This is a genomic window from Chryseobacterium hagamense (assembly GCF_007991455.1).
GTDB lineage: Bacteria > Bacteroidota > Bacteroidia > Flavobacteriales > Weeksellaceae > Chryseobacterium > Chryseobacterium hagamense.
Window position 1 is genome coordinate 1 of sequence record NZ_BJYJ01000048.1, and the last position, 15,666, is coordinate 15,666.

Here is a 15,666-nt window from a genome sequence, read left to right on the forward strand (position 1 = left end):
AGCCGTGGCTTACCTGATCGCCTGGGGCGTAATGAAAGCACTGGTGCCGAAGTATAAGGAGATTAAATAAGACATGCAGGTTAAACCTTCAGGGTTTGGAGATAAATGAAAAGTAGATATCATAAGTTAATGATGCGGGCTTGAAATCGGCTGAAAATTATTCTCCAATGGGAAGTCGAGAAAATCATAAAAAAAGTTCGTTTCACTAATTGTGAGACGAACCCTTTTTTTATACATGTAAGATTGTTTTAAAAATCCGTTGCAGCAGGTTGTGTCGGATGATGTCCTCCGAAAATGCATAATGCAGGGAGATCATGCGAGACGGTATTGGTTTTGCCATTGGAATCCGTTACTGTAAGTTTTACAGTATAGTAACCACAGGAAGGATAAGCATAAGTAGGAACTTTTGCAGTAGAAGTCACCCCATCACCAAAATCCCAAAGATAAGAAACGGCATTTTTGGAGTTATTTTCAAAAGTAAACGTCTGCTGTTCATTTACAGTGCCATCTTTTGTAGCTACCTTAAAGTTCGCTACTGCCGTTTCGGACGACTTTGTAGGGATTTCATTGTTGTCGCTGGAACAGCTTGATAAGCCGAGGCTTATCACGGAAATAATAAAGAAAAATCTTTTCATATTGATACATTTTATTTATACAAATCTAATCATAAGGTCTGTTAAGTAGAGATTGTGTAATAAAATTTAATTTTTTTTTAATTTATCTAAAAAAGCTGATCTTTGTTGTAGGTAGAAGTAGTCTGCTGTTCTGTTAAATATCAATAAAAGAAATTCCTGAAATTATTTCCTCAGCCTGAAAAATAACTTTTACCTTTGGATATGAACAACAGGAACCGTGGAAAAAATACAGGCGATGATGAATTATTCGGAAAGGAAAAACAACTTGATAAGCTAAAGTCTGCTGTTCAGGATATGCACTATCTGCTCAGCCGGAATTATCCCGAAAGGCCAGCTTCGGAACTGGTGGGCAATCATTACCGGCTGAAAACCCGTCAGATCCAGGCGGTTCGCGGTGCAGCGGCTTCGCAATCCCAGATCGCCGGCAGGGCATCGAAAGAATTTCAATATCAGGATTTAAAAGATAAAGTTATTCATCTGGATGGATTCAACGTCTTGATTTTACTGGAAAGCCTGCTTTCAGGGGCTTACATTTTTGAAGGGACTGATGGCTGCTTCCGGGATCTCTCGGGTGTACACGGAACCTATAAAAGGGTGATGCAGACCCAGACGTCCATTGAGCTGGTGGCAGAATTTTTCAGGAAGTCAGGAGCGAAAGAGCTGGTCTGGATCTTCGATAAACCGGTATCCAACAGCGGTAGAATCAAACAGATGGTGCTGGATTATGCCGTCGAGCATCACCTGGACTGGAACGGTATATTGGAGTTTAATCCTGATAAATTTTTGGCAGAGCATGCGGACGTTGCCGTTTCTTCCGATGCATGGATTCTGGATCACTGTAAAAACTGGTTTAACCTGATCGGGTATCTGATCGTAGAGGAAAAACTTCCTGTAAACCTGATTAAAATGTTTTAACATGAACGTTGAAGAAATTGTTCCTTTCTTTTCAGATAAATGGAAACAGAAGTACCAGGCCGTTTTAGCGGAAGAACATCTGAAATCAATAGAAGAAAATATTGCGAAATTCAAGGACGGGCTTTTAAATTGGGACCTGCCTTTTTTTAATGAAGAAATCAAACCCGACCGCGATAAAAGTTTCCGGCTGTTCCTTTTTATCCTCGGATCTGAAAGTTCAGCAAAGAAGAAAGCGGAACAGCTGGAAGAAATACCTTTTGAGCACTGGCTGAATCTTCTGGGCCAACGGCTGACTTCCGCAAGCCTCCGGGATGAGAAAGCCGTTCCGCCGTTCCGGAAAACCCTGTTTGAAGCCTGTGAACAACCTTTTAACAGCGAAATTACCATCGCTCAGAGAGCCTGGGAAAAACACGTGGGAAGAAGGGACGACCGTTTCTGGGGTGAGGTGAAAGGCAACAACCGGCAGAAACAGCAGGTGGTCATGGAAAAAATAAACTATATCCTCGATCATAAAACCTGGTGGAATGTTTTCTTCCATTACAAGCACGGACTTGTGTATGAAGTCCGGGAAGCGGAAGGCCACGGCATCCGGTGGAGCCATAACGGAACAAGGCTGATCGGTTTCCTGGAAATTTTTATTAATGACTAAATAAATTAATGTACCCGATTAACAGGTTGGGAGAAAGAAGAAGGAAGCCGCATGTCTTTTTCTGTCTATTCTAGATATGGCTTTGTTTAAAAATAAGATCTTAATTTTTATAACCTGATTTGAATACTGGCTTTAAAATATCCTGATTTTATGATTACAGGTTGTTTTAAATTGCGGTTTCGATAGGATTCATCCTATTCTGTGGAGAGCCGTCTCTTCGTAACTTTAAAACAGACTATTCAGTAAATCTTTATTGATGCTAATCGTTCTGCCAATTTTTACAACCGGTTCTGCTCGGCGGTTTTTGTTCCTGTTTTAGCTTCTTTTACCTTTTGGTTTCCGAAATTGTATTTCAGATTGATCATGAAATACCGGGTATCCCGGTAATCTTTGAAATACTGATTCTGATCGGCGTACCTGGTGGAAAGCGTATTTTTATCCGTGCGGAAGATATCGTTGAATACCAATCCGGCTTCCAGATGTTTGTCAAACATTTTTTTATTGATGATAACCGTTGTCTTCTGCGAAGGACTGATATCAAAAGATCCCTGTATGGTTTTCGAATTGTAGACATAGGAAACATTAAGGTCCCAGGTTTTGGCTTTATCCAGCGTAATTTGTGTGGAAACATTGGCGTTGTAGAAAAAAACATCATTCTTATACAGGGCAGTATCGGTTCCGAAGAAATAACTTTCCTGGTATTCGCCGGCTGCAAAGAGATTCAGCTTCCAGAAAGGTCTAATGGAAAAGCTTTTTGAAAAATTGGCCCCGATATTTTTTCCATGGTCGATATTGGTATAATGATAGACGGTTTCGAAAGTCTGCGGGTCCTGTACGGAAATTTCCATGGAAGGATCCTTGATATAGCTGAAATACGTTTCAAAATTCCAGTCTTTTAAGGTGTAGGTAAGGCTCAGGTTATGGATGACCGCCGATCTGAGATTGGCATCTCCCTGAAAATATGCATACAGATTATAATAGGATTTTGAAGGGTTCAGGAAATCGTAATTCGGGCGGTCGATTCTTTTTCCGTAAGAAAACCCTAGCTGCTGGCCGTCTTTCAGACTGTACATCAGGTATAAAGTGGGGAAGAGCCCTGTCTTTAACGTCCGGTTTTCAACAACGGGATTATCGGATCCGGTTTTAATCAATGTGGTTTCAGAACGCAGGCCGGCTTTCATTTCCCATTTTTTCCATTTGTATTCGGACGAAAGATAAGCGGCAAAGATATTTTCATGGTAACGGAACAGGTTGCTTTTTGCAGGCTCCGGAATCAGCACTCCGGAAGTTCCGTCCAGAAAGCTGAGGCCGCTCTGGTTTTTTACAAAGCTGTATTTCAATCCGCTTTCAAATGTCAGCTTATCATCAGTATAGCGGTAATCCAGTTGGGACGAATACAGGGAAATATCCTGTGCGTTTTTGGTGGCAAAACGGTTTGTATTTTCCGGCTGGCCTGCAAAATCAAGGAGGGTTTCCACATCCTGGCTTTCTTTAAAACGTTTGGTGCTGAAATTATTCGCCCAGGTCAGGGTATGGTTTCCCGATTTCCGGTCATAGGTCAGATAACCGTTGAAGCTGTTGTTGTACAGTTTTCTCTGATTGGATGTCAGGTAATAGGATTGCTGCTGACCGGTCTCCGTATTGAAAATCCGGGTCGGAATCAGGTAATGGCCGTTCCTATCCGGTGAATTATTGCCGTCAAAACCGAACTGAACGGTAGAAAGGCTGTCCGGAGCGTACAGTCCGGAAAAATTGTACACATGCTGTTCGCGGGCATTTGTTTTTCTTACCATATCGCTTTCCCACCGGGTTTTATCCTGATCGAAAGTAACGACATCGTAATTATAGCGCACATAATTTCCGGTCACAAAATTATAATTTCCCGTCAGCTGCCATTTCCCGGTGTTGTAAGACTGGGAAGTTCCGATCAGCCCTTTGGCATAAGTGGCCTGGGTGTAGCGGGTGGAAATTCGTCCTTTATAGCCGGAAAGCACATTCTGCTTCATTTTGATATTGATGATGGCACTTCCCTGGGCTTCGTACTTTGCAGGCGGGTTGGTGATTACTTCCACAGAAGATACGTTGTTGCCGTCGGTGTTTTCCAGAAGCTGCTTCAGCTGTTCCTGGCTCATTAATGTCTTTTTATCGTTGATGGTCACCATAATCTGCGAATTCCCCCGGACGCTCAGTTCTTCGTTTTTTACCAGGATGTTCGGGGTATTTTTCAGGATTTCCCAGGCATTCAGGTTTTGCAGCGGGGTCTGATCGATATTGAATTCCAGCCTGTCGATCTTCCTTTTCAGGAGAGGTTTTTTGGCGGTTATCTTTACCTGCTCAATATCTTTTACGGTGTCTTTTTTCAGGATCATGTTCAGGGGGGTATTGTTTTCAATCACGATTTCATAATCTCCATAATCCGGTTTTTTAATGCTCATCGAAACGGGAAAAGCGGCAATACCTTCCAGAATAAAGTTACCTTCCCGGTCGGAATATACCGTCTTTTTACTTTCCCGGATTTCAATGGCGGCTTCGGCAACCGCCTCACCTTTCATATTTTCGACATGGCCCTGTATATTTTGGCTCCATAAAAGTACCGGAAGCAATAATAACAACATTCCGTAAGCTTTTGGTAGTGATGTTTTCATTTAAATAATTTTCTCCAAAATTGAGGCGATCTCGCGGAAAGTTTTGTTAATGAACGGTTAATGCAAGGTTAATGGGCATTTAGAAAGGAAATTGATTGTATTTTTGAAACGTCAGTACAACATCGATCAGGAGGGTTCCGAATTAAAAAACAATAGTCTGCCGTAATAAATGAACAGGAAGAAAAACATCACCGTCGCCGCATTCGCATTCAGCCTTTTGGTGCTGGTTGCCCTGCAGGGGTATTATATTTACAATTCCTACCGTCTGGAAGAAAAAGAGCTGAACCGGAAGGCCCAGGTGATGGCTGAAAAAATACAGGAAAAGATGGAAGAGGCCCAGACGGGAGTCCGGGAAGACCGGTTGGTACAGGACTTTGAGAAACTGAAAGGAGAAATCGTTATTCAGAAGGAGGAAATTACGCATCCGGAAAAGCTGTACCTCCCGGAAGCTTTTTACAGCAAAAAGCTGGATGCGATGCTCAGGAAAAATGCTGAAAGTTCCGGATTCCGGATCGCCATGAAAAATGAGATCTACTCCGTATATGATGAGGTGCGGAAAAAACAGCTGTTGCCCGAAAAACGTTCCGTTATCCTGTATCAGACGATGGAAAAAATGAGAAAGCCTCTGGTCGTGAATGAAGGAAAATGGACCAGCCGCCAGACCAGTAAAGACACCGGCCGTAATCTGAGTGAGAAGAATGCATATCTTGTGAAATCCCGGTCTACTTTTCAGCTGCTCAACCTCCAATTCCTGATTTTAAGAAAAATCATTCCGCTCATCATCATCAGCCTGCTGATCGTTGCCCTGATCATCATCCTCTTCCGGAACAGCATCAGTAACCTGAACCGCCAGGAAAAGAAGATTGCCCAGCTGTATACCACCATCGATTCGATTGCCCACGAGCTGAATACGCCGATTACCACCCTGAAGTTTTCCATTGCCCGTTCCTCGAATCCGGAGTCCAAAGCTTTGCTGGAACGCCAGATCAGGCGACTGGAAAAAATTGTAGCCTCGATCTATAACCATGACACCGAAGATGTTTTGCTGGATAAAAAAGACCTTGAAGATTATTTCGATGAGATTAAAAAACAATTTATTACCATCCGTTTCAACGGTACCGTCTTATTTTCTGAAAATAAATTCCTTGAGCTGAATGATTTCAGACAGATGATGGATAACCTCATCGACAATTCTGTGAAATATGGAGCTGACGAAGTTAAAATTTCCGTCATCATGAACAAAACCGTAGAAATTGAGGTCTCCGACAATGGAATCGGGATCCCGGATGAAGAGTGCCGGAATATTTTTGAAAAGTATTACCGCATCAGCAGGGAAGCGAATAAGCATACCAGCGGTCTTGGGGTCGGCCTTTTTTTGGTGAAAAGAATGGTTGATAAATACAGGGGCCGCATTGAAGTCAGGTCCCGGGAAAAAGGCGTTTCATTTAAAATTACCATGCCCGATGAAGCCTAAAATTTTACTGGTGGAAGACGATCCGGATCTGGGAATGGTCCTGAAGCAGTACCTGGAGTTTTCGGATTTTGAAGTACGCTGGATTCCGAATCCGGAAGAAGTCCTGAATGACAGAAAACTGATAAACGATTACCAGTTGGCAATCCTGGACGTCATGCTTCCCGTGATGGACGGTTTTGAACTCTCCAGGGAAATCAGAAAGACTTCGGAAATCCCATTTCTGTTTTTAACGGCAAAAGGCCAGAGCATCGACCGGATTTTAGGACTGAAACTGGGGGCAGACGACTATATTACCAAACCCTGTGAACCGGAGGAGCTGATTCTTCGGATCAGAAATATCCTGAAACGGCAGCAACAACCGGTGCAACCGGTCATCAGGATGGGCAGTTATTCTTTTATTCCCTCGCAGTTCAGGCTCATCTTTAAAGACGACATCATACAGCTTACCGAAAAAGAATCGGATCTCTTGCTTTTGCTTTCGAAAAAAAATCATCAGGTCATCAGCCGGAAAGAAATCCTGGAAGCCATCTGGGGCGAGAACGATTATTTCTTCGGAAGAAGCCTGGACGTTTTCATGACCCGGCTCAGGAAAAACCTGCAGCATGACCCGCGGATCCGGTTTGATGCCGTCCGCGGTATCGGGTTCAATATCGAATTTCCGGATTAAATTTTTTTCTGCGTAAAAACATTGCGTACTACCCCGATAATTTTGTCGGTGTAATAAAAAGCAATGGAATCTTTTCATCAACATTTTACGCAAAACGATTGGGAATCCTGCCTCAAGGTATTGAATGCTTTGAAGGACGAGCCTTTTCAGAACCCCGATAATCAGGTTTTTTCAGGTCTGATCACGAAAATCCATAAGAATGCCAAAAAGCAGAACCGACAGGAAAGTTATTTTCAGATGAAGGCGCAGGATCTGGAAGTGAATTCCGGATCGGTGCTGATGAAAAATGCGCTGGCGGGTGTTTCCGATTTTTATGATGACGAAAAAGACGAAACGCAGCTTACGAAATTACAGATCCCGAAGAACTGTTATTGCTGCAACCAAAGCTATCAGTACGCCCATTCCTTTTACACCAGGCTGTGCCCGAACTGTGCGGAAGAAAATTACGGGAAGCGTTTTCTTTCGGCAGATTTAACGGGACGGAATGCCATCTTAACGGGCGGACGGGTAAAAGTAGGTTTTGCCACTGCTTTGAAACTTCTGAGAAACGGAGCCAGCCTGGTCTTAACCACCCGTTTTCCGGCACTGGCCCTGGAAACTCTGCAGAAGGAAGCCGATTATGAAGACTGGAAAGACCGGCTGTGGATCTATGGGCTGGACCTGAGGAACCTGAAAGCCATTCAGCAGTTCATCGATTTTTACAGATCGAATTTCGCGACGCTGGATATTCTGATCAACAATGCGGCCCAGACGATTAAATATCCGGATGACTATTATCTGCCGGCCATCAGAAGGGAAAACGAAATGCTGGTCGGATTTAAAAACAATCAGAAATTGATTCCCAATACAACACCGGTTTCCGCAGAGGTCGGAAAACTGGAATATGCGCAAAATGAAGAAACTCCGGTTGAACTGACGCGTTTCGGGCAGCCGGTGGATGGGCGTGAGAAGACCAGCTGGAATTCCACCCTGGAAGAGGTTTCGATGTACGAACTGGTGGAGGTGAATTTAATCAATCACATTGCGCCGTATTTTCTGATCAAAGAGCTGAAACCTTTGATGAAAGCTTCTCCTTTTCACGAGAGATTCATCATTAACGTCACATCTTCGGAAGGGATCTTCAGCTACCGCAACAAAACGATGTTCCATCCGCACACGAACATGACGAAAGCGGCTTTGAATATGCTGACGCTGACGTCGGCCAGGGAATTTGAAAAAGAGCAGATCTATATGACGGCAGTGGACGTGGGATGGATCTCTACAGGAGCGAAGGAAAGTTTACGGAAGAAACAATTCGGGCAGGGATACATTCCGCCTCTGGATCCGGTGGATGGTGCGGCAAGGATCCTGTATCCGGTGGTGGAAGGAATCAACGGGAATTGTTACAGCGGGGTTTTACTGAAAAATTATAAAATCCACAGCTGGTAATAAGTATAAATGTTAGCTCAGATAGAGTACCGGAAAAGCGATGCCGGAGGACATGGGTATCAGTCCCATACTTTTTGAAAGAAACTTATAGTGATAAATGGAAAAACACTGCACCTAACCATGCAGAATTACAGGTTCGATTCCTGTTGAGTTTCCCGGACGGAGATCATAGTTTAATCGGAAAAATTTATTCCTGCTAAGAATGGATGCGGGTTCGAATCCTGCTGATCTCCCCAGGTTGAAACGGTAGCTCAACGGAAGAGCACTGGCCTGCCACGCCAGGGGTTGCGGGTTCGGGCCCCGTCCGTTTCTAAGAGCGCATCGTCTAATGGAAGGACACCGGCTTATCATGCCGGAAATGCAGGTTCGGGTCCTGCTGCGCTCCCGATATAAAACCGTAAAAGAAATAGTTTAATCCGGAAAAACGTGCTCGCGGAAGAGTATTTTACCGGTTCGACCCCGGTTTTCTTTTACTTTATAAAATAGAAGGTTATGTTTAAAAGACTATTGATTTTTTTTAAAATTATCGAAGAAGTTAAAGTTCCGGTGCCGATGCAGTGGCGAGAAAGACCGCCTGTGGAAACGCCCCGGGTGGTGAGGCCAACGGTAATCAGCCGGCCGCAACCGGTAAAGAAGGAAATCAGGAAAGAGGCTGAAATAGTCTTAAAGGAGAAAAGACCGGTCGGGAATAAAGAAAAAATCAAAGATATTGCAGGCTACACGAAAGATTACAAGGAATACTGCCTTGAAAAAACCAGCAATCAGCATATCCTGAAGGCTTCAGGTTATAAAGTGATTAACCGTACTGACAGTACCGAAGTGTTCTGCATTGCCGAAGATGCTTTTGTTACCCACAACGAACATAAGATGCTCCGTCTCGAAAGAGGGTATTTTATCAAATACATTCAGCAGGAATATAATCCCATCACCCAACTCAACGAAAATGCCTATGACTGAAACACTTAAAAAATACAGGATATTCTCCGAAGAGGATTTTCAGCGAATTGATTTTAATGAATATTCTTCGGTAGAGATCTACGCAAAAAATACCAGTTTTGACTGCACGGAAATTAATGGTAACCTGCTGCTTCGCGGTGAGGGATGCCTTTTTCCAAATCTTACGGAAGTAAAAGGTAATCTCTCCATCGATGCCGGCCGTTGTGTGCTTAATCATCTGAAGACCGTTGAAGGAAATTTTTCCATGCACCGGAAGGCGGAACTGGATAAGCTTGTTAAGGTAAAAGGAAATGTAAAATGCATCGTCGATTTCAGTTTTAAAAATTTAATGACGGTAGGAGGAAGCATTGACCTGAAAAATGCCGTGGTCTATGCGGGAGGTAAAAAACTGGCCCAGGGAAGGATCATCATTCCCATCCACCATCAGTATGAAGCGGACCGCCTGCCGAAAGACGGAATTTTTAATGCCGATGTTTTCGGGGACGGTATTGTTTTTCCGCACCGTGAAATGTACGGGAAAATCAATATTTTCGGTAAAAATGCATCGTTCCCGGAACTGGAATCGATCCACGGTACTTTTAAAATCGAAGGCAGGAAAAAATCGGAAACGCCATCGGAGATCGGATTTCCGGAACTCAAAAAAATAACCGGAACCCTCGTCATCGAAAATACGGATATTTTGGTTGAGAATACGTTTTTTCCGAAGCTTGAACTGATCCGGGGCTCGCTCAGGCTCCGGGGAAAGATCAGGTCTGAAACAGCATTTCCCGAATTAAGAAGGATCAGCGGCGCTTTAAAGATAGAAAGTACAAAGGTTGATTTTCCAAAACTGCTTGTCCTAGAAGGGTATATACAGCTGAACAATAATTCCCACGCCTGTTTTCCGGTACTGGAAAGGTCGGGAAACGTCCTGATCGGAAGAGCATCGGCTGCCGGTATGCCTGAACTGAAAGTAATAGATGGAGATATTTATAACAACAGTTCCGAAACATGCGAACTTACGAAGCTTGAAAAAGTGACCCGGCATTTTAATACAGCAAATATTGTAGCGAAAAACCTGGTTGAAGCAGGAACCCTGGTCATGTATAAATATTGTGAATTCGATCATCTGAAAAGAATTAATCAGGCAATACATTTCAGTGGCAGCGTGAATTTCAGATCGCTGGAATACATTAATTACTTCACAGACGAACGGCAGGCAGGTTCAGAATTTCCGGCATTAAAAGAAATCAACCATTATCTCTACAACGAAAATGGAAATTTTGAGGATCTGGCGAACCATATTTATTTTAAAGTGACAGACCGTATCGTTGCTACAAAAGACCAATGCCTGATCGCCAGGGAACCGGTACGGAATTTTGGTGGGCCGGATCTGCCGGCTTTAAAGGACCTGGTTTCCGTTTTAAAGCTGAGGCACCGCAGTTTCCGGAATTTTATCACCCGGGAATATGAAAGGGAATGGACGAATTACAGTACCCCTCACTTTTTAAAAATTTTAAATAAAATAGAAAGGCTCTGGGATACCACGGAACCCATTGCGTTTGAAAAGTTTTTCAACAGCAACGACCGCGAGTTCCGGCTTTTCTGTTTCAGTTACCTGGGTGTCGGAACTTTAATGACGAAGCTTGGCGCCCAAAAGATCAATCAGGAAGAAATCCGGGTCAGTTATTTTAAATATGACAAAAATGGAAACGAATCTGCGGTAAAGAGAATCAATCATTATGAAGTCTACCGGATAGAAAACGAAAAGCTCGGAATTTCTGTCTGGGGAATAGGAGAGAAACATTCGTACGCAGTGAAGTGCTGGTGCCCGTCTACCAACGAAGAACACTGGCTCTGGATAGAACCGCAGTATAAAAACAATGCATTGGAGGCCATCGCATCGACCTTCAGGATTCATGAAAATGTAATCCCGCACATCAGAGCACTGAAAAGACAGGGCGATCTGCTGCTCTGCGAACTGAAAAAAGAAGTGATCCCGAAAGGAGAGGTGCGGCCGCTAACGGCAGAAGAATATTTTTCTCTCCTGGAAGCAGAGACCTAAAATAAAGAAACAATAGTTTAATGGGAAAAACATTTCGAGCGGAGAAAAGTTACAGGTTCGATCCCTGTTTGTTTCTGTTTTAAAATGAAATACAATGAAAGAGCTAAAAGAAATTTTAAATAAAATACTCAAGGAAAAAAACGGATACGTTACTTTCCTTACCGGTGCCGGCATCTCTGCGGAAAGTGGTTTGCCGACTTACCGGTCCATCGACGGGATCTGGATCAAAGGTACCAAATACCACCGTCCCGAGGAATTCGGAACTTACCGGTATTTTAGCGAAAACCAGGAAGAAGTCTGGCAGTACAACCTGTTCTGGAAAAAGATGATCGAAGAAGCCAGACCCAATCCCGGACATCTGGCCCTTACGGAAATCGAAAAGCTGCTGGGCGACCGCTTCAGGCTGATTACCCAGAATGTGGACGGACTGCATCAGGAAGCAGGCACCCGAAAGGTGTATGAAATCCACGGAAGCAAGCACAAAGTACGCTGTTCCAAGGAATGCAGCGAGCCGTTTGATGTTCCGGAAACCATTCTGCCGAAAGAATATACCGAAGACCTGACCCCGGAAGAGATCGGCCACCTGAAATGTAAAAAATGCGGCCACTGGCTCCGGCCGAATACATTGTGGTTTGACGAAAGCTACAACGAAAAGAATTATCATTTTGATACGGCTTATGACATTGCCGATCATACGGATATTCTTTTTGCAATCGGAACCTCAGGTTCTACGGCTCTTCCCGTTGGTATTGTGGAAACCGTAAAGATGCGTGCCCAATGGATCGTGCTCATCAATCCTGAAAGCGATACGTTTTTTGATGCTATTCTAAAAGGAAGCAAGACCTTGTATTCCATCCGGGAAAGCAGCTCTGTCGCACTTCCGGAATTAAAAAAGATGATGGAGGAAATTATAACCTCCTGAATTGATATAATTGCGGCAGAAAAGGCACATTATACCTATATAAATAAGTAATCACCCTAACAGCAGAATCATATCTTAAAAATTTATATTAGATTTGAAGCCGGAATTTTGGGCATTTAGCATATCATTTAATTTCCTGCACAACTCTATGAAATACCTTGTATTGATCTTCATGTTTATGATTTCCTGTAAAGAAGAAAAGCAGCAACTAATCATGAAGAAGAAAAAACCGGAAGCTGTGGAAAAAGAAAGCCGGCCTTCAGAAAAAAATGATTTCGATATTCTGAAATTTTTGGTAGATGAGGAGGCCCGGCAAGATCGGAATCATAAAACATACTACAAAACATACACTGTTTCTTTTCCTAATGACGGAGATCCGTATGAAGTATACTTTGATAAAATGGCTTCCGAAGATCTCAATAGTGATGGAATTATGGATTATATTATAACCAGAACTTCGACAGGAATGCTTGGCGGTAATGCCAACAGTAATTCTCAAATTCTATATCTAATCATGGGAAAGGATCATACGGTATTCCAAAAACATGAAATTTTAACGTATGCCCCGTTTTCCTATAATATACTGGAAGAAATCGTTTACCGGAATGGAAAACTGGAAGCAACGGCTGTTAAAAATTACAGAACCTATTTTGACCATCAGGAAGACAGTCTGGCATCAGCCCATCTGTCCTTTGTCTACAGGGAACATAATGTGTATGAAGAAAGTTATCTTAACCGCTGTGAACTGGCAAAATGGAAAAATAAGAAAGTCTTAAAAAATGCGTCGAAGCATGAAGAGACCATTGACATGCACAATTATACGGAAGTGATCAATGAAAAATACAAGGATAGCAATAAAGAAATTTCCGTAGAGCTTTCCGGATGCGATAATCTGACCATAGTCTTTGACGGGGATTTTAAAACAAATGATTTTTCTGAAAAGTCTGTTCTTGGAAAAGCACGTGATTTTATAGGCTTTCTGGAGAATAACAGCAGTCTGGAGGAACTCGGTACAATTGCATCCTATTACCGGAATAATGCTCTTTCTGAAAGTTATACGACGATCGGCACCCTTGGATTCAACCTTTTTACCAATAAGGAAAAGAGGAAAATAAGTTTCAGGCTGGTCGTATCAAAAGAAACGAATCCCAACCAAACTGAAAACTGGAAAATTACAACACGAGCAAAATAAAAAAAATGAACACTTATATCGATATCGGAATTAATTTAACCAATAAACAGTTTAATAACGAACACGAAGAAATCATCAACCGTGCTCTTGAGCATGGAGTAGAGCAGATGATCCTCACCGGAACCAGCGTCCGGGGAAGTGAGGAATCGGCGGAAATTGCAGAAGAGTATCCCGACGTTTTATTTTCAACGGCAGGAATCCATCCTCACGATGCAAAATCTTTTCACGACGGAAGCATCGGCGAACTCAGGAAATTATTGCAACAGGACCATGTGGTGTCCGTCGGGGAATGCGGACTGGATTTCGACCGTGATTTTTCGCCGAGATCCGTTCAGGAAAAATGTTATCGCGCCCAGCTGGAATTGTCGGTTGAGGTCCAAAAACCATTGTTTCTTCATGAGCGGGCTGCCTTTAAAAAGTTCAACGAAATTACGGATGAATATAGATCCCGGCTTCCAAAAGCCGTGGTGCACTGTTTCACCGGAACTCTGCAGGAAGCGAAAATCTATCTTGATAAAGGGTTTTATCTGGGATTTACCGGAGCGATCAGCGATCACAACCGGTTTAAGCATCTGGAAGAGGTAATCCGTTATGTTCCGCTCGACCGCATGATGATCGAGACCGATGCGCCTTTCATGCTCCCGAAAAATATGCCCCGGATGCAAAGCCGCAGGAATGAGCCTGCATTTCTGCTGCATGTTGCCCAAACCATTGCCCATTTAAAAAAGATAAACCTTTCCGAAGTGGCCGCCGCGACAACGGAAGTGGCCCGGAATTTCTTCAGGATATAATATGTCTTGTTTTAAGAATAGGTTAGGCATGGCTTTAAACGCTCTTCGGGCTTTATGCGAATCTTAAAATTTTGATGATAAGATAATCAATGGATTTAAAATCAGTATGGTCTATTGAAATTACAATAGGCATTGTAAAATACTCGCTGCAGAAAAGTTGTTTAAATTAAAAAGAGTGCTCTACAACGTAAAACACTCTTTTCTTATATTTAAAAGTTTATAATTTATAAAATCTGATAAATCGGTTACAAACTCTTGATCGCAGATTCAAGCGCCAGCTCGATCATCGGCTTCAGGGCTTTTTCCCTTTGGTCGGCCGAAATGTTTTCATGGGTCGGAATAATATCCGAAACCGTAAGGATTGTAGCGGCATTTTTTCCCAGATGTTGTGCGTTGGCAAACAGTCCGAAAGCTTCCATTTCTACGGCCGGGCAGTTGTATTGGGTAGCAATCGCCGGAACAGCCGGGTCTTTTCTGTAAAAAATATCACTGCTGTGGATATTGGTGGCTTTTGCCGCAAGCGACATTTCTTCTGCCGTCTCGTTAATGATCCCGAAAATTTTTCCTTGGTGGGAAATGATCTCTTCTTCAATACCCCACGCATATTTTGCATACGTGCTTTCGCTCGCTGCCTGTTCAACATTCAGGATATCAAAGACCTTCAGGTCCGTTGTATAGGCACCGCAGGTCCCGATGCGGATAATCGTATCCACTTCGTATTCCGTAAATAACTCAAAAGAATAAATGCCGATGCTCGGAAAGCCCATGCCGCTTGCGCCTACCGTAATCTCTTTCCCTTTATAAAGACCGGTGTAGTAGAAAATACCCCGGGTCTGGTTGACCAGTTTTGCATGCTCCAGGAAGTTCTCAGCAATATATTTGGCGCGTAACGGATCTCCCGGCTGTAAAACAACTTTCGCAATTTCTCCTTTCCGGGCACTGATGTGAATACTCATAATTTTTTATTTGAAACCGCAAAGATAAGAAAATACAGATTCCGGTACATCCCAAGAAGCATGCTTCTACTGATAGATTTATAGATTGATATAGTTGAAAGTGATTCCGTAAACCAATTCCACAAAATATCACTGAAACACCGCCGGGGTTTTACTGAAACCTTACTGAGCATTACTAAAGCATCATAACCATAATTTTTCCACTTGATAAAACAGTAACCGATAAATTCCGGAACCTGTCCATTCAAAAACGGCATTTCAGCATAATTCCTTAAACGCTCTAACCGGACTCTCATATCCTCATACTTTCACCATATCATATGCTTACACGCCCACATGCTCCAACCGGACTCTCATATGATTACACTCTCATGCTCCTAAATCCCTCTCA

General features: G+C 43.0%; 13 protein-coding genes and 4 tRNA genes. 14 read left to right on the top strand and 3 right to left on the bottom strand.

The annotated features are described in order from the left end of the window. Positions 1–248: 248 nt before the first annotated feature. The gene (locus CHA01nite_RS19455; RefSeq protein WP_146944500.1) at positions 249–635 is read right to left on the bottom strand and encodes a PKD domain-containing protein; all 387 of its coding nucleotides are present in this window, start codon (positions 633–635) and stop codon (positions 249–251) included. Positions 636–836: 201 nt separating this feature from the next. Between CHA01nite_RS19455 and CHA01nite_RS19460 the strand changes: the two genes are divergently transcribed. Then, entirely contained in the window at positions 837–1,550 is a 714-nt protein-coding gene (locus tag CHA01nite_RS19460; protein ID WP_146944502.1) for a DUF434 domain-containing protein, read from the top strand. Position 1,551: 1 nt separating this feature from the next. Further along, entirely contained in the window at positions 1,552–2,199 is a 648-nt protein-coding gene (locus tag CHA01nite_RS19465) for a tRNase toxin domain-containing protein (protein ID WP_146944504.1), read from the top strand. A gap of 278 nt (positions 2,200–2,477) precedes the next feature. Here CHA01nite_RS19465 and CHA01nite_RS19470 read toward each other — a convergent pair whose 3' ends face one another. Further along, positions 2,478–4,844, bottom strand: a complete 2,367-nt coding sequence (locus CHA01nite_RS19470) for an outer membrane beta-barrel family protein (protein WP_146944506.1) — start codon at positions 4,842–4,844, stop codon at positions 2,478–2,480. A gap of 169 nt (positions 4,845–5,013) precedes the next feature. On the opposite strand from CHA01nite_RS19470, the gene CHA01nite_RS19475 reads away from it, so the two are divergent. From CHA01nite_RS19475 to CHA01nite_RS19525, 12 genes are all read left to right on the top strand, one after another. Then, positions 5,014–6,318 carry a sensor histidine kinase gene (locus tag CHA01nite_RS19475; RefSeq protein ID WP_146944508.1) on the top strand — a complete coding sequence of 435 codons (1,305 nt, stop codon included), beginning with the start codon at positions 5,014–5,016 and terminating at the stop codon, positions 6,316–6,318. Continuing rightward, positions 6,308–6,985 carry a response regulator transcription factor gene (locus tag CHA01nite_RS19480; RefSeq protein ID WP_146944510.1) on the top strand — a complete coding sequence of 226 codons (678 nt, stop codon included), beginning with the start codon at positions 6,308–6,310 and terminating at the stop codon, positions 6,983–6,985. Before CHA01nite_RS19475 ends, CHA01nite_RS19480 begins: the two co-directional genes overlap by 11 nt. Before the next feature lie 63 nt (positions 6,986–7,048). Then, positions 7,049–8,413 (top strand): SDR family NAD(P)-dependent oxidoreductase, encoded by a 1,365-nt coding sequence (locus tag CHA01nite_RS19485; RefSeq protein ID WP_146944512.1) that lies wholly within the window; start codon positions 7,049–7,051, stop codon positions 8,411–8,413. A 162-nt stretch (positions 8,414–8,575) separates the two neighbouring features. Continuing rightward, positions 8,576–8,649 (top strand) — tRNA-Ser (locus CHA01nite_RS19490). A 4-nt stretch (positions 8,650–8,653) separates the two neighbouring features. Further along, positions 8,654–8,725: transfer RNA gene (locus tag CHA01nite_RS19495), tRNA-Gly, on the top strand. 2 nt (positions 8,726–8,727) lie between these two features. After that, a tRNA-Asp gene (locus CHA01nite_RS19500) sits at positions 8,728–8,798 on the top strand. A 107-nt stretch (positions 8,799–8,905) separates the two neighbouring features. Further along, entirely contained in the window at positions 8,906–9,370 is a 465-nt protein-coding gene (locus tag CHA01nite_RS19505; protein ID WP_146944513.1) for a hypothetical protein, read from the top strand. After that, positions 9,363–11,414 (top strand): receptor L domain-containing protein, encoded by a 2,052-nt coding sequence (locus CHA01nite_RS19510; protein WP_170234783.1) that lies wholly within the window; start codon positions 9,363–9,365, stop codon positions 11,412–11,414. The genes CHA01nite_RS19505 and CHA01nite_RS19510 overlap by 8 nt, the downstream gene beginning before the upstream one ends. 6 nt (positions 11,415–11,420) lie before the next feature. Beyond that, positions 11,421–11,490: transfer RNA gene (locus CHA01nite_RS20625), tRNA-Ala, on the top strand. 18 nt (positions 11,491–11,508) lie between these two features. Beyond that, the gene (locus tag CHA01nite_RS19515; protein WP_146944516.1) at positions 11,509–12,336 is read left to right on the top strand and encodes an SIR2 family NAD-dependent protein deacylase; all 828 of its coding nucleotides are present in this window, start codon (positions 11,509–11,511) and stop codon (positions 12,334–12,336) included. A gap of 148 nt (positions 12,337–12,484) precedes the next feature. Next, a complete protein-coding gene (locus tag CHA01nite_RS19520) occupies positions 12,485–13,528 on the top strand; it encodes a hypothetical protein (protein WP_146944518.1) in 1,044 nt (347 codons plus the stop codon). A gap of 5 nt (positions 13,529–13,533) precedes the next feature. After that, complete coding sequence (locus CHA01nite_RS19525) at positions 13,534–14,319, top strand: TatD family hydrolase (protein WP_146944520.1); 786 nt, start codon at positions 13,534–13,536, stop codon at positions 14,317–14,319. A 245-nt stretch (positions 14,320–14,564) separates the two neighbouring features. Here CHA01nite_RS19525 and deoD read toward each other — a convergent pair whose 3' ends face one another. Beyond that, positions 14,565–15,275, bottom strand: a complete 711-nt coding sequence (gene deoD / locus CHA01nite_RS19530) for a purine-nucleoside phosphorylase (protein ID WP_146944522.1) — start codon at positions 15,273–15,275, stop codon at positions 14,565–14,567. Between the last annotated feature and the right edge of the window lie 391 nt (positions 15,276–15,666).

Excerpts from the sequence above, each read along its gene's own strand:
- CHA01nite_RS19460 (WP_146944502.1), top strand. The coding sequence starts at position 837 with ATGAACAACAGGAACCGTGGAAAAAATACAGGCGATGATGAATTATTC.
- CHA01nite_RS19475 (WP_146944508.1), top strand. The coding sequence starts at position 5,014 with ATGAACAGGAAGAAAAACATCACCGTCGCCGCATTCGCATTCAGCCTT.
- CHA01nite_RS19455 (WP_146944500.1), bottom strand. The coding sequence starts at position 635 with ATGAAAAGATTTTTCTTTATTATTTCCGTGATAAGCCTCGGCTTATCA.
- CHA01nite_RS19515 (WP_146944516.1), top strand. The coding sequence starts at position 11,509 with ATGAAAGAGCTAAAAGAAATTTTAAATAAAATACTCAAGGAAAAAAAC.
- CHA01nite_RS19505 (WP_146944513.1), top strand. The coding sequence starts at position 8,906 with ATGTTTAAAAGACTATTGATTTTTTTTAAAATTATCGAAGAAGTTAAA.
- CHA01nite_RS19510 (WP_170234783.1), top strand. The coding sequence starts at position 9,363 with ATGACTGAAACACTTAAAAAATACAGGATATTCTCCGAAGAGGATTTT.
- CHA01nite_RS19480 (WP_146944510.1), top strand. The coding sequence starts at position 6,308 with ATGAAGCCTAAAATTTTACTGGTGGAAGACGATCCGGATCTGGGAATG.
- deoD (WP_146944522.1), bottom strand. The coding sequence starts at position 15,275 with ATGAGTATTCACATCAGTGCCCGGAAAGGAGAAATTGCGAAAGTTGTT.
- CHA01nite_RS19525 (WP_146944520.1), top strand. The coding sequence starts at position 13,534 with ATGAACACTTATATCGATATCGGAATTAATTTAACCAATAAACAGTTT.
- CHA01nite_RS19485 (WP_146944512.1), top strand. The coding sequence starts at position 7,049 with ATGGAATCTTTTCATCAACATTTTACGCAAAACGATTGGGAATCCTGC.
- CHA01nite_RS19470 (WP_146944506.1), bottom strand. The coding sequence starts at position 4,844 with ATGAAAACATCACTACCAAAAGCTTACGGAATGTTGTTATTATTGCTT.
- CHA01nite_RS19465 (WP_146944504.1), top strand. The coding sequence starts at position 1,552 with ATGAACGTTGAAGAAATTGTTCCTTTCTTTTCAGATAAATGGAAACAG.
- CHA01nite_RS19520 (WP_146944518.1), top strand. The coding sequence starts at position 12,485 with ATGAAATACCTTGTATTGATCTTCATGTTTATGATTTCCTGTAAAGAA.